The following is an 18054-nucleotide window of genomic DNA, read 5'->3' as shown; positions in this document are numbered from 1 at the left end:
CTCCACGGTATGTTCACGACCCGGCCGGGCACATCAGCCGAAAGACCCGAGCCCGCGGCGCCGCCCCTCGTCCTCCCGGCGTACCCGCCCCCTACCCCGGTACCGGGGGATCCCGGAGGAAAAGGATTCGCCCCCGGACGGCGCCGGGTCTAGGATCGTCCGTCTGCCCCTCCCGAACCGTGGTGCCAGTGCCGCCGGCAGCCGTGGGAGTGCCGGCCGCTCGGGAACCGGCCGGTGTCCTTTCACCGTGAGCCAAGACGAGTCCGCCGCCCCGTCCAGCCGGGCGGCCGGGAAGGTCCGCCGTGCACTCCCCCACCGAAACCGCCGACACCGCCGACACCCTCGACACCGCCGCAACCGCCGCCGACGCCGACCCGCTGGGCCGCGAGCGCGCGCACCTGGCCGCCTCCCGGGCCGCCCTGAAGGCGATGCGCGAGGACGTCGAGTCGCTCGACCTGCGCGACGTCACCGGCACCTGGGTCTCCTCCCTGGTGCTGCGCAAGCAGGTCGACGAGCGGATCAAGGCCCTCGCCGACCTCGCGCACACCCCGCTGTTCTTCGGCCGGCTCGACTACCTGCACGCGATCAGCGAGGCCGAGTCCGAGGGCGGCGGCGGCGAGCGCTTCTACATCGGCCGCCGGCACGTGCACGACGCGGGCGGCGACCCGATGGTGATCGACTGGCGCGCCCCGGTCTCCCAGCCGTTCTACCGGGCCAGCCGCACCGAGCCGCTGGACGTCGCCAAGCGCCGCCGCTTCGGCTACACCGGCGGCGAGCTGACCGCCTACGAGGACGAGAACCTCTCCGACCCGGACGAGGCGGACAGCCGGTCCGCACTGCTCGCCGCCGAGATCGAGAAGCCCCGCGTCGGCCCGATGCGCGACATCGTCGCCACCATCCAGCCCGAGCAGGACGAGATCGTCCGCGCCGACGTCACCGGCACCATCTGCGTCCAGGGCGCCCCCGGCACCGGGAAGACCGCCGTCGGCCTGCACCGCGTCGCCTACCTGCTGTACGCGCACCGCGAGCGCCTCGCCCGCACCGGCACCCTGGTGGTCGGCCCGAACCGCTCCTTCCTGCGGTACATCGAGCAGGTGCTGCCCGCCCTCGGCGAGCTGGACGTCGCCCAGGCCACCGTGCAGGAGCTGGTCGGCCACGTCGAGGTCCGCGGCACCGACAGCGCCGACACCGCCCGGCTCAAGGGCGACGCCCGGATGGCAGCCGTCCTGCGCAACGCCGTCCGGGCCGGGATCACGCTGCCCACCGAGCCCTGCGTGGTGGTCCGCGGCTCCCGGCGCTGGCGGCTGCCCGCGTACGAACTGGAGCAGATCGTCCGGGAGTTGGCGGAGCGCGAGATCCGCTACGGCGCCGCCCTGGAGGCCCTGCCGCAGCGGATCGCGCACGCCGTCCTGGTCAAGATGGAGCAGGGCGGCGAGGCCCCCGACGACCGGGTGCAGGACGCCGTCGCCCGGAACGCCGCGGTGAAGGCCGCCGTGAAGAGCTGCTGGCCCGCCGTCGACCCGGTCAAACTGGTGCACCGGCTGCTGAGCGACGCCGCGTTCCTGGCCGCCGCCGCCGACGGGATCCTCGACGCCGACGAGCAGGCCGCCCTGCTCTGGGCCAAGCCGCCGCGCTCGGCCCGCACCGCGCCCTGGTCCGCCGCCGACGCCGTGCTGATCGACGAGGCCGCCGACCTGGTGCACCGCACCCCCTCGCTCGGCCACGTCGTCGTCGACGAGGCCCAGGACCTCTCCCCCATGCAGTACCGGGCCGTCGGCCGCCGCTGCACCACCGGCTCCGCGACCGTCCTCGGTGACCTCGCCCAGGGCACCACCCCGTGGGCCACCGGCAGTTGGGCGGAGGCCCTGCACCACCTCGGCAAGGACGGCGCGCACGTCGAGGAGCTCACCCAGGGCTTCCGCGTCCCCGGCGAGGTGATCGCCTACGCGTCCCGGCTGCTGCCCGCGATCGCCCCCGGCCTGGCCCCCGCCACCTCGGTCCGCGACCTGCCCGGCTCGCTCGCCCTGCGGCACGTCCCGGACGGGCTCGACGCCGCCGTCCTGGACGCCTGCCGGGCCGGGCTGCGGCACGAGGGCTCGGTCGGCCTGATCGCGGCGGACGCCCGGATCCCGGCCCTCGCCGAGGCGCTCGGCGCCGCCGGGCTGCCGTTCCTCGACCCCGGCACCGAGACCACCGCCGAGGCCCGGCTGACCCTCGTCCCGGCCTCGCTCGCCAAGGGCCTGGAGTACGACCACGTGGTCCTCGACGAACCCGCCGCGATCGTCGCCGGCGAACCCGACCACCGCACCGGCCTGCGCCGCCTCTACGTCGCGCTGACCCGCGCGGTATCCGGCCTGGCGGTGCTGCACACCGAGCCGCTGCCGGCCGAGCTGGGCTGACGGGCCGGGCTGGGGCGACGGGCCCGGACGAACGGCCGGAGGGGCGCGGCAAGATCGCGGCGCAGGACAGCGCGCGGCGCTGTCGAGCGATCTTGCCGCGCCCCTCCGACCGGTCCGGGCCGGTGCGAGCCGGTGCGTGGCGGTGCGGGCCGGTGCCGGTTCAGCCCCCGATCAGGGCCCGCCAGTCGGCGACCTTCGCCGGGTCGACCGTGCCGGCCCAGCCGCCCTCGCGGACCGCGCCGCCGATGTGGAAGGCGTCGAAGCCGGCGGCGAGCAGCTCGGGGACGTGCTCGGCGCGCAGGCCGCCGCCGACCAGGATCCGCGGGCGGTAGCCGGGCTCGCCGGCCTTGGCGAGCTCGCCGATCAGGACCTCGCGGCCCGCGTCGACGCCGGCCGCCGCGCCGGAGGTCAGGAAGGTGTCCAGGCCGGGCAGGTCGGCGACGGCGGCGCGCACCTCGGAGCGGTCGGCGCTGTGGTCGATCGCCCGGTGGAAGGTCCAGTGGCAGCCGCTGACGGCCTCGGCGACGGCCCGGGTCGCGGGCAGGTCGACCGCGCCGTCCGGGGTGAGGAAGCCGAGCACGAACTCCTCGGCGCCCTCGGCGCGCAGCGCGGCGGTGCGGGCCAGCAGGTCGTCGAGGTCGCCGGGGGTGAACCCGTCGCGGATGCGGAGCATGACGCGCAGCGGGATGCCGACGGCGGCGCGGATCGCGGCGAAGTCCCGGACCGACGGGGTGAGCCCGTCGGCGGCCATGTCGGTGACCAGTTCGAGGCGGTCGGCGCCGCCCGACTCGGCGGCCCGGGCGTCCTGGGGGGTCAGCGCGATGACTTCGAACATTGGTCTAGACATATCCGATAGCCTGCCACATCGACCGGCGCCGAGCGAGCCCCCACCGCCGTTCGGCCGCGCTTCCTCCCCCGTTGGTGCCCCGTTGGCGTCCCGTTCGTCCCGTTAACGCGCCCCCGGGGCCGCCCGCCGCCCCTCCTGACGGACCGTCGACACCCGCCCCGCCAGCCACAGCGCGCCCGCGCCGAACACCGCCACCGGCGCCAGCCGCCAGACCCCGCCGACCTCCTCCCACAGGCTGAACAGGCTGAACCAGGCGGTCAGCGGCAGCACCGCCAGCCCGACCGCCGCGGGCAGCAGCCGCCCCCGGGCCGCGCCCAGCACCACCAGCAGCAGCGGGGCCAGCAGGAGCAGCGGCGGCAGCCAGCCGTCCATCAACCGCCAGGTGTCGTAACCGCCGTGAGCCCGCGTCACCAGCAGGCCCGCGCCCGCTCCGGCCGCGACCAGCAGGCGGCCCGGACGCTCCAGCAGCTCGGCGGGGACGGCCAGCAGCATCCCGCCCGCGGCCAGGTAGGGCAGCAGGGAGGTGGCGTCCAGGAGCAGCAGCCAGCCGGTCGGGGCGACGAACGCCGCGACGGCCAGCTGGACCGCGCCGAGCAGCACGACCACCCCGGCCAGCGTCCGCGCGGCCCGCCAGGCGCCGAACGCCGCGGCGACGGCCAGCAGCACCGGCACCACGGTCAGGCCCAGCAGCGCGAGGCCGTCCGGCAACTGCTGCCACGGCACGTCGAACCCGGCCCGGGCCACCGCCCCGACCCGCCAGAACCGCAGGTCGCCCGGCAGCGCCACCTGCCCGGCCAGCGCCCCCGCCAGCAGCGGCGCGGCCACCGCCAGCAGCCGTCCGCCGAGCGCCGTGGCACTGAGCCCGGTCCGCAGCCGCAGCCCGTACCCGGCCAGGTCGAGCGCCTCCCGGGCCGTCGCCAGCCGCCCGGCCCCCGCCGTGCTGTCCGCGAACACCTCGGCCAGCTCGTCCCCCCGGTCCCGGCGGTAGCCCGCCGGGTACAGCGCGAGGACGGTGCGCAGCGCGACCCCGGCCCGGTGCCCCCCGGGCGCCGTGGCGCTCACGCCGTCACCCCCCGGCCGGCCGCGGCCCCGCCCAGCCGCCGCTGCGCCTCCGCCGCCACCGACCGCAGCCGCTCCGCCTCCCCGGCGAGCAGCTCCCGCCCGCCCCCGGTCAGCGCGTACGTCCGCCGGGCCCGGCCGTCGACGATCTCCTCGGCGGCGACCTCGATCAGCCCCTGCTGCAGCAGCCGGTCCAGCGCCCCGTACAACGTGCCGGTACGCATCTTCACCCGCCCCCCGGAGATCGCGTCGACCTCCTGGATCAGCGCGTAGCCGTGCCGGGGGGCGTCCGCGAGGGCGGTGAGCAGCAGCAGGGTCGGCTCCTGCAGGGCGCGTTCTGTCATACACCTACATATATCGCCGACCGTCCTATCCGCGCCACCCCCGCCATCCCCGCCGCCCCAGCGCGGCAACGCCCACGGCCGTCGGCCCGGGCCTCCCCCTGCGGCTGCCCGGGCCCCGGCCGTCCTCCTCTCCCCTACCCCCGCCACCCCGCCGGGTCGTCCCGCCGCAGCGCGCCGAGGAGGCCGGCCAGCAGGGGCAGGCCCAGGGCGAGCAGGGCGATGGTCGTCCAGGGGGCGTCGGCGGGGCTGACGGCGGGGCCGCCCAGGACGCCGGAGGCGCGGGAGCGCAGGAGCGCGAAGGCGGGGACGAAGCCACTGGCGGTGCCGAGGAGGGCGCCGAGCAGCGTGATCAGGCCGGCTTGCAGGCCGGCGATGGCGCGCCGGGTGCGGGGCCGGGCCCCGATCGCGGAGAGCAGGGCCCGTTCGCGTCGCGCGTCGGCGGCGGCGAGCGCCGTGGAGACGGTCGCGGCGCCGAGCACCACGAGCGCGGCGAAGCCGCCGAGCGCGATCCGGACGGTGCCGCCCTCCGGGGTGTAGCCGCGTTCGACGTGGAACTCGGCGTGCGGGGCGAGCCGGGCGACGGTCGCGGCGGCGCGCTGCTCGGCCCGTTCGCCGATCGGCGCGGACGGCAGCCAGACCGCGCCGGCCGGGGCGACCCGCAGGCCGAGGCGGCGGATCGTGTCGGGGGCGACGACCAGCGGCGCGTACCGCTGTCCGGCGGGGCGTTCGACCAGCAGCGCGTCGATCCGCAGCTCCCTGACCTCGCCGCCGTTGCCCTGCATCCGCAGCACGGCCTGTCCGTCGTGCAGGTAGGCGGGGTCGGTGACGACGGCCTTGCCGGCGAGCAGCGCGCGGTCGGCGTCCTGGTCGCGCAGGGCGAGCAGGTTGTGCAGCGCGGTGGGGTCGCCGACCACGGCGGGGACGGCGACGTCCGCGCCGTAGCGCTGCCCGCCCTGGGCGTGGACGACGCCCAGGCAGCCTTCGCAGAACACGTACTCGGCCTGGTAGAGGTCGGCGCGTTCGCCCAGGTCGGGCAGGTCCTGCGGGAGGGCGGTGCGCAGTTGCGGCATGGTGTCGCCGTCGCCGTGCAGGGTGAGGCGGACGGCGCCGACCGGCTGTTCGAGCCGGTAGGCGGCGCGGTCCTGGATCTCGGCGCCGGTGCCGTGCACGCCGACCGCGACGGCGCCGGCCACCGCGGCGAGGACGGCGGCGACGGCGGGCGCGGTGCGCGAGCGGTGCCGGGCGGCGTCGCGCAGCGCGAGCCGGGGGCCGACCGGGAGGCGGTGGGCGAGCCGGCCGAGCAGCGCGAGCAGCAGCGGGGTGAACAGCAGCAGGCCGAGTTCGGCGAGGACGGCGCCGCCGAGGACGGAGAGCGTGCGGACGCTCAGCCCGGCGAGCACGGGCGGTCCGCCGGCCGGTCCGGCGACGGCCCCGTAGAGGGCGAGCGCGGCGCCGCCGAGGACGGCGGCGAGGCCGAGCAGCGGGGTGCGGCGGGAGGTGCGGCGGACCGGGTCGCGGTCGGTGAGTCCGGCGAGCACCTCGCGGCGGCCGGCCTGGAGGGCGGGCAGCAGGGCGGCGAGCAGCGCGGTGGCGACGCCGACGGCGGCGATCGCGAGCAGTTCGGCGGGGCGCGCCGCGAGGCCGGTGAACCGGCTGCCGCCCCACTCCTCGATCCACGGGCGCAGCGCGGCGACCAGGCCGACGCCGAGCAGCGAGCCGGCGGCGGCGCCGACCAGGCCGAGCACCAGCCCGCCACCGAGGACGACGGCGCGGACGTGTCCGGGGCGGCCGCCGGCCGCGCCGAGCAGGGCGAGTTGGCGGCGGGCCCGGCGGGCGCCGACGGCGAACGCCGGTCCGGCCAGCAGGGCGACTTCGAGCAGGGCCATCGCGGCGGTGGTGGCGGCGGTCATCACCCGGCGTTCGCGGGCGTCCCGGGCGCCGACGGCGTCCTGCCGGGCGAGGGCCTCGGCGGGCGGGTCGGCGGCGACCTGGCGGCTGGCCAGGGTGTAGCCGTACGCGTTGAGTTCGCGGACCCGGTCCCAGCCGAGCTTCGCCCCGGCGGGCAGGGTGACCAGCCAGGCGGCCTTGCGGGCGGCGGCCTCGGTGGCGGTCGGGGTCTGCGGGGCGAGTCCGGCGGCGGCCTGCGCCTCGTCCAGCTGCCGGTACAACTCGCCGGGGCGGGCGACGAGTTCGACGGCGTTCAGGTCGCCGGGGTGCTCGACGGTGCCGGTCAGGGTGAACGGGGTGGACTCCAGGCCGCGGACGGTGACGGTGTCGCCGATCCGCAGGCCGGCGGCGTCCAGCAGGGCGCGGGTGGCGGCGGCCTCGTGCGGGGCGGCGGGGGCGCGGCCGGCGACCAGGTCGATCCGGCCCTGCCAGAGCCGTCCGGTCAGGTCGGCCTCGAAGGTGTCGGTGGCGGCCAGGCCGTCGCGGCTGCGCACGGCGGCGACCGGGCCGGTGCGGGCCGGGGTGAGGACGCTGCCGGGCGGCAGCAACTCGCCGAGCAGCGCGGCGGGTTCGGTGCCGGCGGCGCGGAGCTGTTCGGGGCCGGGCGCGGCGTCGGGGCGCTGCGGCAGGGTGCGGACGCCGTCGGCGGGGAAGACCGCCTGTTCGATCGTCCGGCCGGGGTCGTGGGCGCCGATCAGGCCGTCGGCGCGGCCCATCAGGCGGTCGGCGCGCTGGTCGGCGGTGGGCTGGCCGCTGCGGTGCACCACGTCGACGCCGGTCGCGCCGAGCACCGGCAGCGCGATCATCGCGGCGACCAGGGCGCTGCGGCCCTTGGCCCGCCAGGCGTCGCGGCGCGCGATCCGCAGCACCGCCCGCAGGGCGCTCACCGGCGGGCCGCCGCTTCGGCGGGGCGGCCGTCCTCGGCGATCAGGCCGTCGCGGAGCCGGACGACCCGGTCCGCCCAGGCGGCGTGGCCGGCGTCGTGGGTGACCATCATGACGGCGGCCCCGGCGTCGCAGCGGGCCCGCAGCACCCGCAGCACGGCCTCGCCGGCCAGCGAGTCGAGCGCGCCGGTCGGTTCGTCGGCGAGCACCAGCCGGCGTTCGCCGGAGAGCGCCCGGCCGATCGCGACGCGCTGCTGCTGGCCGCCGGACATGTCCTCGGGGAAGCGGTCGGCGAGTTCGGCGATGTCGAGTTCGGCGAGCACGGCGAGCGCCTCGGCGCGGGCGGCACGGGCTCCGACGCCCTCCAGTTCGCGCGGCAGCGCGATGTTCTCGGCGGCGGTCAGCGACGGCAGCAGGTTGTACGCCTGGAACACGTAGCCGACCGAGCGGCGGCGGACGTCCGCCAGGCCGGCCCGGCTCAGGCCCTCCAGCGGGGCGCCCTCGACCAGCACCCGGCCGATGGAGGGGCGGTCCAGGCCGCCGGCCAGCGCGAGCAGGGTGGACTTGCCGGAGCCGGACGGTCCCATCACGGCCAGGAACTCCCCGGCCCGCAGCTCCAGGTCGATCCGGCGCAGCGCGTGCACTTCGGCCGCGCCCCGGCCGTGCGTGCGGCCGACCCCCTCCAGGCGCAGGACGGCCTGCGCGTTCGGTCCGGTCATGGCTCCCCCTCGGAACAGCGGAACATCTTGCATACCGAGTATGTATAGCGGGCCGGAGCGAACTACTCAAGTGTGCGAGATAAGTCGGTGAACTACATATAGGCTAGGCCATGGCGACCCACCCCCCGGACAGGAGCAGAATGAGCGCCATGACCGCATCGCTGTCCGCTCGCTGGCACGACCTGCTCACCCGCTGCGGCGCCACCGCCGACCCCGAGCCCTACGCCCGCGACCTGCTCGCCCGCTGGGCCGAGCCGCAGCGCCGCTACCACACCACCGCCCACCTGGAAGACGTCCTCGACCGGATCGACGAACTCGCCGCCCACGCCGACGACCCCGACGCCGTCCGGCTCGCCGCCTGGTTCCACGACGCCGTCTACCGGCCCGACCGCTCCGAGAACGAGGAGCGCAGCGCCGCCCTGGCCTGCCGCGCCCTGCGCGAGGCCGGCCTGCCCGAACCGCTGGTCCACGAGGTCGACCGCCTGGTCCGACTCACCACCACCCACCACCCCGCCCCCGGCGACCGCGACGGCGAAGTGCTCTGCGACGCCGACCTCGCCGTCCTCGGCGGCCCGCCCGAGGCGTACGCCGCCTACACCGCCGCGATCCGCGACGAGTACTCCTTCGTCCCCCCGGACGCCTTCCGCGAGGGCCGCGCCGCGATCCTCCGGCAACTCCTCACCCTGCCCGCGCTCTACCGCACCCCCGAGGCCCACGCCCGCTACGACGCCCGGGCCCGCGCCAACATGCACGCCGAACTCGCCGCCCTGGAGGCCCCCGCGGGAGCCTAACCCCGCGCCTTCCGCACCCGCAGCCCGGCCGCCGTCAGCCGGGCCACCAGCTCCTTGCTGCCCACCGGCACCGCGCCCAGCGCCACCGCCCGTTCGTACCAGGCCGCCGGGATGTCGAAGGGGGCACCTCCCAGCCCCCTCGGGGCTGGGGGCGGTCCCGCTCGAAGCCCTTCGCCGGGGCGCCCAACTCGGCGGCGAAGGCGTGCAGTTCGTCCAGTGAGACGTCACTGACCAGGTGCGACCACCACCTGCCGTGCCCGGGCCAGTCCGGCGGGTCGACCAGGATCACGCCAACCCCCCGACCGGCGCCACCGCCACACCGCGCTTCCCGCACACCCAGTGCGGGTCCGCCCCCAACTCCGGCTCCACCCCCAGCGCGTGCGGATCGTCCTCCTCCTCCGCGCACGCCGTGCACAGCGGCCACCGCCCGTACGACTCCAGCAGCGCGTCCTGCACGTCCTGCGCGATCAACCCCAGCACGAACTCGCACCCCGCCGGCCACTGCTCCAGCCACCACCGCCGGTGCGTCACGGCGTCCTCCAGCAACGACACGATCGCCGCCTCGGCGACGTCGCGGGCGGTCAGGTCGGCGAGGATCAGCGCCCGCGCGTTGTGCAGGGCGGCTTCGATGTCGGAACTGGCCATCCGCCCATTGTCCCGCACTCCGCTAGGGCAGGGGGAAGTCGGCCGTCTCCAGCACGCAGTCGAACGGCGCCGGCAGCTCGACCGGCTTCCCGAACGGCACCCGCACGCTCTGCCCGTACGCCCCGTCCGAGGGCTCGGAGTAGAGCGTCACCGTCGGCCCGGGCTCGTCGAACCGGTCGACCAGCAGGTAGAGCGGGACGGGCGCGTGCGCGTAGCCCCAGAGCTTCTTCGTCCGGTCCAGCCGAGCCGTGCTGCGCGAGGTGATCTCGACGGCCAGCAGGGCCTCTGCCGCGTCCAGCGGCCCTTCCTTCGGCAAGCCCGTCATCCCCGCCACGAGCAGGTCCGGGATGTACAGCTTCTCCATCCGGGCGATCTGCACTCCCGCGGTCTGGAACACCCCCAGGTCGTCCGGCAGGCGCCTGGTGAGCGCGCGGCTGATCAACACGGCGATCACGTTGTGATCCATGTTCGGCGGTGGCACCAACTGGATCCGGCCTCCCTCGATCTCGGTGCGCCAGCCCTCGGGGGCGTCCAGCTCCCGCCAGGTGTCCAGCAGGTAGGACCACTGCTGGTCCGACTCGACCGCCATGACCGCCATCTCGGAACTCCCCTCTTCCTCTTGCCGTCGCTCGTGCTCAAGGTAGTCGGACCCGGAGCCACCGAAACCGTCCATGGCCCCAGCGTCCCACGAAGGGGTGACCCGGGCGAGAACGCCGTGAGGGCGGCCTCCCGAAGGAGGCCGCCCTCACGGCGTGAGACTGACCGATCCGAGCCGGTGGGCCGGATCAGAAGTCCATGTCACCGCCCGGCATGCCGCCGCCGGCGGCCGCGGCGGCCTTCTCCGGCTTGTCGGCGATGACGGCCTCGGTGGTGAGGAACAGCGCCGCGATGGAGGCGGCGTTCTGCAGGGCGGAGCGGGTGACCTTGGCCGGGTCGATGATGCCGGAGGCGACCAGGTCGACGTACTCGTTGGTCGCGGCGTTCAGGCCGTGGCCGGCGGGCAGGTTGCGGACCTTCTCGACCACGACGCCGCCCTCGAGGCCGGCGTTGGTCGCGATCTGCTTGATCGGGGCCTCGAGCGCCACGCGGACGATGTTGGCACCGGTGGCCTCGTCGCCCTCCAGCTCCAGCTTGTCGAACGCGACACCGGCCTGCAGCAGGGCGACGCCGCCACCGGCGACGATGCCCTCCTCGACGGCGGCCTTGGCGTTGCGCACCGCGTCCTCGATGCGGTGCTTGCGCTCCTTGAGCTCGACCTCGGTGGCCGCGCCGGCCTTGATGACGGCCACGCCGCCGGCCAGCTTGGCGAGGCGCTCCTGGAGCTTCTCGCGGTCGTAGTCCGAGTCGGAGTTCTCGATCTCGGCGCGGATCTGGTTGACCCGGCCGGCGACCTGGTCGCTGTCGCCGCCGCCGTCGACGATGGTGGTCTCGTCCTTGGTGATGACGACCTTGCGGGCGGTGCCGAGCAGGTCGATGCCGGCGTTCTCGAGCTTGAGGCCGACCTCCTCGGAGATCACGGTGCCGCCGGTCAGGATGGCGATGTCGCCGAGCATGGCCTTGCGGCGGTCGCCGAAGCCCGGGGCCTTGACGGCGACGGACTTGAAGGTGCCGCGGATCTTGTTCACGACCAGGGTCGACAGGGCCTCGCCCTCGACGTCCTCGGCGATGATGACGAGCGGCTTGCCGCTCTGCATGACCTTCTCCAGCAGCGGGAGGAGGTCCTTGACCGAGGAGATCTTGGAGTTGGCGATGAGGATGTACGGGTCCTCGAAGCTCGCCTCCATGCGCTCCAGGTCGGTGGCGAAGTAGGCGGAGATGTAGCCCTTGTCGAAGCGCATGCCCTCGGTGAGCTCGAGCTCCAGGCCGAAGGTGTTGCTCTCCTCGACGGTGATGACGCCTTCCTTGCCGACCTTGTCCATCGCCTCGGCGATGAGCTCGCCGATCTGGGTGTCGGCGGCCGAGATGGAGGCGGTGGAGGCGATCTGCTCCTTGGTCTCCACGTCCTTGGCCTGGGCCAGCAGCTGGTCGGAGACGGCCGCGACGGCCTTCTCGATGCCGCGCTTGAGGGCCATCGGGTTGGCGCCGGCGGCGACGTTGCGCAGACCCTCGCGGACGAGCGCCTGGGCGAGCACGGTGGCGGTGGTGGTGCCGTCACCCGCGACGTCGTCGGTCTTCTTGGCGACCTCCTTGACCAGCTCGGCGCCGATCTTCTCGTACGGGTCCTCGAGCTCGATCTCCTTGGCGATGGAGACACCGTCGTTGGTGATCGTGGGGGCGCCCCACTTCTTCTCCAGGACGACGTTGCGACCCTTGGGGCCGAGCGTGACCTTCACGGCGTCGGCAAGCTGGTTCATGCCACGCTCAAGGCCGCGGCGGGCTTCCTCGTCAAAGGCGATGATCTTGGCCATCAGAAGTGGTCCTCCGGGACACGGTCGACTGCTCGGACCAAGGGGTGCCCGCGACGGACGGCCCAGGAGAGCGGGGGTCCCTTCCCCTACCGCTTCCGGGGCCTCACCGGCCCGGTCCGTTTGTCACTCTCACACGGTGAGTGCTAACGCCAATGATTAGCACTCTCGGGTGTCGAGTGCAAGCCCATTGGGCCCCGCCGGGCCGCCCGGACGCACCGGCCGCGGGCCGCTCCCGGGCCGACAGCGAGCCGGCACCGGGCCGCTCCCGGACCGCCGCGCGGGCCGCTCCCGGGCCGCCGCGCGGGCCCGGGCAGGCCGACGGGCCCGCCCCGGACGCCGTGGCGTCGGGACGGGCCCGCGGTTCGGTGCGTGCGGTCTACCGGGCCGTCAGGCGCCGGCGGCCCGGACCATGTCGGCCTGCGGGCCCTTCTGACCCTGCGAGATCTCGAACTCGACCCGCTGACCCTCTTCCAGGGTGCGGTATCCGTCCATCTGGATCGCGCTGTAGTGGACGAACACGTCCGCTCCACCGTCGACCGCGATGAAGCCGTAGCCCTTCTCGGCGTTGAACCACTTGACGGTGCCCTGAGCCATTGCAAACTCCCCTTGTGCTGTGCTGGCCCTTCAGAGATCCGCGGGACGCGGACCCGGAGGTCTGGAAGGCCGGCCTGGGGACTCCCCCCCGTACGGCGCAGCCTCTGTCGCGGCTGAATGTATCCGGATATGCGCCCTCTGCAACAGGCCCAATTTCCGGGGAATGCCCGGACCTGGCAGGGGATATGACGGGGCGAAAGGAACATTCATCGACAATTGCCATGGGGCATAACGGACGCTCTGCCGCAAAACGCCGGAACAATTCTGACGGCGGCCTGACAGAACGGACCGCCGACCGCCCGCCGACCGCCCGGCGGGCGGAACCGACACGGGCCCGACGCGGAACCGGCGTGGAACGGGCGCGGAACGCACTCGGGGCGAGCGGGGCCCGCACCGGCGGGGCATGCGGCGGAAAACGATGATTGAACCGGGCGGAAGCGGGGAACGGCCTCGTCCGGCACTCTACTCCTTCCGCTCCGGAGGAATTCCGGCGGGCTGCCCGGCGAAAAACCGCAGGTAAACGCGGCGGCAACCGCGGCGCCCGAATGGCGGGCAGCCCGGGCGCCGGAATGGCCCCGGTACGCACGAAACCGCCGCCCGGTCCGGAAATCGAATTCCGGACCGGGCGGCGGCGACGGCGACGCGGGGCGGTCAGCAGCCGCCGGCCACCGCCGGAATGATCGACACCGAGGCGCCGTCCTTGATCTCGGTCTCCAGGCCCTCGGCGAAGCGCACGTCGTCGTCGTTCACGTACACGTTGACGAAGCGGCGCAGCTTGCCGGTGTCGTCCAGCAGGCGGGCCGCGATGCCGGCGTGGTTCGCCTCCAGGTCGGCGATCACGGCGGACAGGGTGGCGCCCTCGGCGGTCACCTCGGCGGCACCGCCGGTGTAGGTGCGCAGGATGGTCGGGATGCGGACGGTGGCGCTCATGGGCTGCTCCTCGGGCTGGGGCGTGGGGGGGGGTCAGGCGGTGGCGAGGCCGGCGGCGCGGAAGGACTCCAGCGTCGGGCGGATCACGGCGGTCATGCCGGCGTCGGCGACCGCGTCGAGGGTCTTCAGGCCGTCGCCGGTGTTGATCGCGACGGTCTCCTTGGACGGGTCCAGCTGGCCCGTCTCGACCAGCTTCTTCAGCACGCCGACGGTCACGCCGCCCGCGGTCTCGGCGAAGACGCCCTCGGTGCGGGCGAGCAGCTTGATCGCCTCGACCACCTCGGCGTCGGTGACGTCCTCGACGGCGCCGCCGGTGCGGCGGGCGATGTCCAGCACGTACGGGCCGTCGGCCGGGTTGCCGATCGCCAGCGACTTGGCGATGGTGTCCGGCTTGACCGGCTTGATCACGTCGCGGCCGGCCTTGAAGGCGGCGGAGACCGGGGAGCAGCCCTCGGCCTGGGCGCCGAAGATCTTGTACGGCTTGTCCTCGACCAGGCCGAGCTTGATCAGCTCCTGCAGGCCCTTGTCGATCTTGGTGAGCTGGGAGCCGGAGGCGATCGGGATGACGATCTGGTCGGGCAGCCGCCAGCCGAGCTGCTCGCAGATCTCGAACGCCAGGGTCTTCGAGCCCTCGCCGTAGTACGGGCGCAGGTTGACGTTCACGAAGCCCCAGCCCTCGCCGGCCGGGTCGCCGATCAGCTCGGAGCAGAAGCGGTTCACGTCGTCGTAGTTGCCGTCGATGCCGACCAGCTCGCCGCCGTACACGCCGGCCATCACGACCTTGCCCTGCTCCAGGTCGTGCGGGATGAACACGCAGGACTTGAAGCCGGCCCGGGCGGCCGCGGCGCCCACCGCGCCGGCCAGGTTGCCGGTGGAGGAGCAGGAGAGCGTGGTGAAGTCGAAGGCGCGGGCGGCCTCGATCGCGCAGGCCACCACCCGGTCCTTGAAGGAGTGGGTCGGGTTGCCCGAGTCGTCCTTGACGTACAGCTGGCCGGTGAAGCCCAGCTCGCGGCCCAGGTTGTCGGCCTTGACCAGCGGGGTCCAGCCCGGGTTCAGGTTCGGCTTGCCGGCCACGTCGGCGGGGACGGGCAGCAGCGGGGCGTAGCGCCAGATCGACGCCGGGCCGGCCTCGATCCGCTTGCGCAGCTCCTCGGCGTCGTAGCCCGCGTAGTCGTAGGCGATCTCCAGCGGGCCGAAACACTCCAGACAGGCGAAGCTCGGACCGAGCGGGAAGCGGGTACCGCACTCGCGACAGGACAGCGCGGTCGCGGGACCGAGGTCGACGGTGGTGGATGCGGCGGTGTCAACAGCCATGGTGGCGAGGCCCTTTCTCCTCATCTTCCCCGGAGCGCGGTCGCGTCCGGGACGGAATTGGCACCTGTCCCGCCGGGCCTGCTGGCCGTGCGGGAGGGTTGCCGGGACTTCAACGGGCCGTTCCCTCAGTCCCTCTGGATGAGCTCTGTGAAGTTGTGGTCGTACGCTGCGACCGACCCCCGCGTGCGAAGGCTCGGTCGCAATAAGAAGACTGTATCCGAAGGCGGGGCAGACCCACCCCCCTCGTCCGACAACCGAGACGAACCGAGACAGGGAGCGAGACTTGCCGGAGCAGCCAGAGCCCGGGGTACTGCCGGAGGTGGCCGACTGGCTGCGCCGCCGCTCGTGGACGGCCGCCGACCGCCCGCTCGACCTGCTGCTCGCCGCCAAGCGGGCGGCCGGCCCGGCCGGCACGGTCAGCGTGGTGCTGCCCGCGCTGGACGAGGAGTCCACCGTCGGCGAGATCGTCGCCGCGATCCGCACCGAGCTGGTCGAACGCGTCCCGCTGGTGGACGAGCTGGTGGTGGTCGACTCCGGCTCGCGGGACGCCACCGCGGCCGTCGCGGCCGCCGCCGGCGCCCGGGTGGTGCACCGCGACGCGCTCCTGCCCCGGCTGCCCGCCGCCCCCGGCAAGGGCGAGGTGCTGTGGCGCTCGCTGCTCGCCACCAGCGGCGCGATCGTCTGCTTCGTCGACGCCGACCTGCGCGAGTTCGACCCGGCCTTCGTCTCCGGCATCGTCGGCCCGCTGCTCACCGACCCGGCCCTGCACCTGGTCAAGGCCATGTACGACCGCCCCTTCGAGGCCGACGGCGCCGTCGTCCCGGCCGGCGGCGGCCGGGTCACCGAGCTCGTCGCCCGCCCGCTGCTCAACCTGCACTGGCCGCAGCTGGCCGGCTTCGTCCAGCCGCTCGGCGGCGAGTACGCGGCCCGCCGCGCCCTGCTGGAGCGGCTGCCCTTCCCGACCGGCTACGGCGTCGAGCTCGGCCTGCTGGTCGACGCCCTCGAACTGGCCGGCCTGGACGCGCTGGCCCAGGTCGACGTCGGCGTCCGGCACCACCGCCACCAGGACGGCCAGGCCCTCGGCCGGATGGCCGCCACCATCTACCGCACCGCCCTGGAGCGGCTGGACCGCGCCCACCGGCTCAAGGCCGACCCGGACCTGGTCCGCCCGCTGCTCACCCAGTACACCCGCACCGCCGACGGCTTCACCCCCCGCACCCACCCCGTCCCGGCCACCGAACGGCCCCCGATGGCCACCGTCCCCGAGTACCGCGACCGCTGAGCGGCCGCCCCCGGTGTTCACCCGCCCCCGGCCGCGCCGAGTGGTTTGGTCGGCTGATCGCACGGCAAGGTTGGCTGTATGGCCGATCACGTGTCCGAACACCCCCAGCAGTCCGGAGCCGCCCCGATCCTGGTGGCCTCCAACCGCGGCCCGGTGTCCTTCCGCACGGAGGACGACGGCTCACTGACCCTCCGCAGAGGCGGCGGCGGCCTGGTCTCCGGGCTGTCCGCGATCGACGACCCGAACGCGGTGTGGGTCTGCGCCGCGCTCTCCGACGCCGACCGCACCGCCGCCCGGCAGGCCCCCGACGGCCGGCTCGACCTGGCCGGGCACGACGTCGGCGGACAGGCCGTCCGGATGCTGGACATCGATCCGGAGACCTTCGCCCGCGCCTACAACGGCGTCGCCAACTCCACCCTGTGGTTCGTCCACCACCTGCTGTACCAGACGCCCGTGCAGCCGGCCTTCGACGCCGCCTTCCGCACCGAGTGGGCCGCCTACCGGGCGTACAACGCCGCCTTCGCCGAGGCGCTGGCCGCCGAGGCCGCCCCCGGCGCGGCCGTGCTGATCCAGGACTACCACCTGTCGCTGGCCCCCGCGCTGCTCCGCGCGCTCCGCCCGGACCTGCGGATCGGCCACTTCTCGCACACCCCCTGGGCCCCGCCGGACTACTACCGGCTGCTGCCCGACGACGTCGCCGCCGCCGTCCTGGAGGGCATCCTCGGCGCCGACCGGGCCGCCTTCCTGACCCGCCGCTGGGCGCTCGCCTTCGCCGACTGCTGCGAGGCCGTCCTCGGCGCCGAGGTCGACCGCGCCGCGCTCACCGTCACCCACGGCGGCCGCACCACCCGGCTCGGCGTGCACGGCCTCGGCGCGGACGCCGACTTCCTGCGCGAACGCGCCCACCGCCCCGACGTCGACGAGCGGCTCGCCACCCTGCGCGCGGCCGTCGGCGACCGCCGCACCATCGTCCGGGTCGACCGCACCGAGCTCAGCAAGAACATCGTCCGCGGCCTGCTCGCCTACCGGCACCTGCTGCGCACCCGCCCCGAGTGGGTCGGCAACGTCGTCCACATCGCCTTCGCCTACCCCTCGCGCACCGACCTCGCCGAGTACCGCGACTACACCGCCGAGGTGCGGCGGCTCGCCGAGGAGATCAACGCCGAGTTCGGCACCGGCGACTGGCAGCCGCTCATCCTGCACGTCGACGACGACTTCCCGCGCTCGCTCGCCGCGTACCGGCTCGCCGACGTCGCCCTGGTCAACCCGATCCGCGACGGCATGAACCTGGTCGCCAAGGAGGTCCCCGTCGTCTCCGACCGGGGCTGCGCCCTCGTGCTGTCCCGCGAGGCCGGCGCCCACGCCGAACTCGCCGACGACGCGATCACCGTCAACCCGTACGACGTGATCGCCACCGCCGACGCCCTCGCCGAGGCGCTCGCCATGCCCCCGGCCGAACGCGCCGACCGCACCAAGCGCCTCGCCGCCGCGGCCACCGCCCTCCCGCCCCAGCAGTGGTTCCTCGACCAGCTCGACGCCCTCTGACCCTGCCCGGCCGACCGCCCCCGGCGGGGAAACCCGCCACACCGGCGGCCGGCCCGACCCCATCGCGAGGCCCCAGCCCCGAGGGGCGGGAGGTGTGGGCCTCGGCACCCGCCCTCCTTGCCCGCCACCGGCCAGGAGGGGCCCGCTCCTTGCCCGCCACCGGCCAGGACAGGAGGGGCCCGTTCCTCGCCCGCCACCAGCCGGGAGGGGCCCGCTCCTCGCCCGCCACCGGCCGAGAAACCCGGGCGCGCCCAGCACGAGGGCTTCCGCCCGGCACCCCGACGCCACGCCGATGGCACGCGCCGGGCGCCGCTCCCCGACGGTGGAGGCCGCCCGGCGCGGCGCT

Annotated in this window: 15 protein-coding genes, 1 pseudogene and 1 riboswitch; of the genes and pseudogenes, 4 read left to right on the top strand and 12 right to left on the bottom strand. The window is 74.9% G+C overall.

Translation table 11 applies throughout. The features are described 5' to 3' along the window. Positions 1-302 precede the first annotated feature (302 nt). Positions 303-2399 (top strand): HelD family protein, encoded by a 2097-nt coding sequence (locus tag KSE_RS21800; protein WP_014137504.1) that lies wholly within the window; start codon positions 303-305, stop codon positions 2397-2399. Between the two features lie 160 nt (positions 2400-2559). On the opposite strand, the gene KSE_RS21795 is transcribed toward KSE_RS21800, so the two are convergent. The 5 genes from KSE_RS21795 to KSE_RS21775 all read right to left on the bottom strand — a co-directional run bounded on the left by KSE_RS21795 (position 2560) and on the right by KSE_RS21775 (position 8199). Then, positions 2560-3246 (bottom strand): copper homeostasis protein CutC, encoded by a 687-nt coding sequence (locus tag KSE_RS21795; protein ID WP_014137503.1) that lies wholly within the window; start codon positions 3244-3246, stop codon positions 2560-2562. A 102-nt stretch (positions 3247-3348) separates the two neighbouring features. Further along, positions 3349-4308, bottom strand: coding sequence for a hypothetical protein (locus tag KSE_RS41390; RefSeq protein WP_014137502.1), 960 nt, complete (start codon positions 4306-4308; stop codon positions 3349-3351). Continuing rightward, complete coding sequence (locus KSE_RS21785; RefSeq protein ID WP_014137501.1) at positions 4305-4649, bottom strand: PadR family transcriptional regulator; 345 nt, start codon at positions 4647-4649, stop codon at positions 4305-4307. Before KSE_RS21785 ends, KSE_RS41390 begins: the two co-directional genes overlap by 4 nt. Positions 4650-4783: 134 nt before the next feature. Next, on the bottom strand, positions 4784-7483 hold the full coding sequence (locus KSE_RS21780; protein ID WP_014137500.1) for an FtsX-like permease family protein: 2700 nt from the start codon (positions 7481-7483) through the stop codon (positions 4784-4786). Beyond that, positions 7480-8199 (bottom strand): ABC transporter ATP-binding protein, encoded by a 720-nt coding sequence (locus KSE_RS21775; protein WP_014137499.1) that lies wholly within the window; start codon positions 8197-8199, stop codon positions 7480-7482. The genes KSE_RS21780 and KSE_RS21775 overlap by 4 nt, the downstream gene beginning before the upstream one ends. Before the next feature lie 149 nt (positions 8200-8348). Between KSE_RS21775 and KSE_RS21770 the strand changes: the two genes are divergently transcribed. Then, positions 8349-8990, top strand: a complete 642-nt coding sequence (locus KSE_RS21770; protein ID WP_014137498.1) for an HD domain-containing protein — start codon at positions 8349-8351, stop codon at positions 8988-8990. On the opposite strand, the pseudogene KSE_RS21765 reads toward KSE_RS21770, so the two are convergent. The 7 genes and pseudogenes from KSE_RS21765 to thrC all read right to left on the bottom strand — a co-directional run bounded on the left by KSE_RS21765 (position 8987) and on the right by thrC (position 14881). Further along, positions 8987-9279, bottom strand: a pseudogene (locus KSE_RS21765) (DUF4031 domain-containing protein). The gene KSE_RS21770 and the pseudogene KSE_RS21765 overlap by 4 nt on opposite strands. Then, positions 9276-9635 carry a hypothetical protein gene (locus tag KSE_RS21760; RefSeq protein ID WP_014137496.1) on the bottom strand — a complete coding sequence of 120 codons (360 nt, stop codon included), beginning with the start codon at positions 9633-9635 and terminating at the stop codon, positions 9276-9278. The pseudogene KSE_RS21765 and the gene KSE_RS21760 overlap by 4 nt, the downstream one beginning before the upstream one ends. A 22-nt stretch (positions 9636-9657) precedes the next feature. Then, positions 9658-10233, bottom strand: coding sequence for a Uma2 family endonuclease (locus KSE_RS21755; protein ID WP_033257798.1), 576 nt, complete (start codon positions 10231-10233; stop codon positions 9658-9660). Between the two features lie 187 nt (positions 10234-10420). Beyond that, a complete protein-coding gene (gene groL / locus KSE_RS21750; RefSeq protein WP_014137494.1) occupies positions 10421-12043 on the bottom strand; it encodes a chaperonin GroEL in 1623 nt (540 codons plus the stop codon). A 387-nt stretch (positions 12044-12430) separates the two neighbouring features. After that, the gene (locus KSE_RS21745) at positions 12431-12637 is read right to left on the bottom strand and encodes a cold-shock protein (RefSeq protein WP_014137493.1); all 207 of its coding nucleotides are present in this window, start codon (positions 12635-12637) and stop codon (positions 12431-12433) included. Between the two features lie 651 nt (positions 12638-13288). After that, complete coding sequence (locus tag KSE_RS21740) at positions 13289-13567, bottom strand: MoaD/ThiS family protein (RefSeq protein WP_014137492.1); 279 nt, start codon at positions 13565-13567, stop codon at positions 13289-13291. A gap of 33 nt (positions 13568-13600) precedes the next feature. Next, positions 13601-14881, bottom strand: coding sequence for a threonine synthase (thrC, locus tag KSE_RS21735; RefSeq protein WP_014137491.1), 1281 nt, complete (start codon positions 14879-14881; stop codon positions 13601-13603). A gap of 17 nt (positions 14882-14898) precedes the next feature. Next, a riboswitch (SAM riboswitch) is annotated at positions 14899-15026 on the bottom strand. Positions 15027-15164: 138 nt separating this feature from the next. Here thrC and KSE_RS21730 point away from each other — a divergent pair. Continuing rightward, a complete protein-coding gene (locus KSE_RS21730) occupies positions 15165-16163 on the top strand; it encodes a glucosyl-3-phosphoglycerate synthase (RefSeq protein WP_033257797.1) in 999 nt (332 codons plus the stop codon). A gap of 78 nt (positions 16164-16241) precedes the next feature. Beyond that, positions 16242-17708, top strand: coding sequence for an alpha,alpha-trehalose-phosphate synthase (UDP-forming) (locus tag KSE_RS21725; protein ID WP_014137489.1), 1467 nt, complete (start codon positions 16242-16244; stop codon positions 17706-17708). Positions 17709-18054 lie beyond the last annotated feature (346 nt).

Source organism: Kitasatospora setae KM-6054 (assembly GCF_000269985.1).
GTDB classification, from domain to species: Bacteria; Actinomycetota; Actinomycetes; order Streptomycetales; family Streptomycetaceae; genus Kitasatospora; species Kitasatospora setae.
The sequence above is the reverse complement of the archived record's forward strand: the minus strand, read 5'-3'. Positions and strand labels throughout refer to the sequence as shown.

Excerpts from the sequence above, each read along its gene's own strand:
- KSE_RS21795 (WP_014137503.1), bottom strand. The coding sequence starts at position 3,246 with ATGTCTAGACCAATGTTCGAAGTCATCGCGCTGACCCCCCAGGACGCC.
- KSE_RS21785 (WP_014137501.1), bottom strand. The coding sequence starts at position 4,649 with ATGACAGAACGCGCCCTGCAGGAGCCGACCCTGCTGCTGCTCACCGCC.
- KSE_RS21775 (WP_014137499.1), bottom strand. The coding sequence starts at position 8,199 with ATGACCGGACCGAACGCGCAGGCCGTCCTGCGCCTGGAGGGGGTCGGC.
- KSE_RS21770 (WP_014137498.1), top strand. The coding sequence starts at position 8,349 with ATGACCGCATCGCTGTCCGCTCGCTGGCACGACCTGCTCACCCGCTGC.
- KSE_RS21760 (WP_014137496.1), bottom strand. The coding sequence starts at position 9,635 with ATGGCCAGTTCCGACATCGAAGCCGCCCTGCACAACGCGCGGGCGCTG.
- KSE_RS21755 (WP_033257798.1), bottom strand. The coding sequence starts at position 10,233 with ATGGCGGTCATGGCGGTCGAGTCGGACCAGCAGTGGTCCTACCTGCTG.
- groL (WP_014137494.1), bottom strand. The coding sequence starts at position 12,043 with ATGGCCAAGATCATCGCCTTTGACGAGGAAGCCCGCCGCGGCCTTGAG.
- KSE_RS21745 (WP_014137493.1), bottom strand. The coding sequence starts at position 12,637 with ATGGCTCAGGGCACCGTCAAGTGGTTCAACGCCGAGAAGGGCTACGGC.
- KSE_RS21740 (WP_014137492.1), bottom strand. The coding sequence starts at position 13,567 with ATGAGCGCCACCGTCCGCATCCCGACCATCCTGCGCACCTACACCGGC.
- thrC (WP_014137491.1), bottom strand. The coding sequence starts at position 14,881 with ATGGCTGTTGACACCGCCGCATCCACCACCGTCGACCTCGGTCCCGCG.
- KSE_RS21725 (WP_014137489.1), top strand. The coding sequence starts at position 16,242 with ATGGCCGATCACGTGTCCGAACACCCCCAGCAGTCCGGAGCCGCCCCG.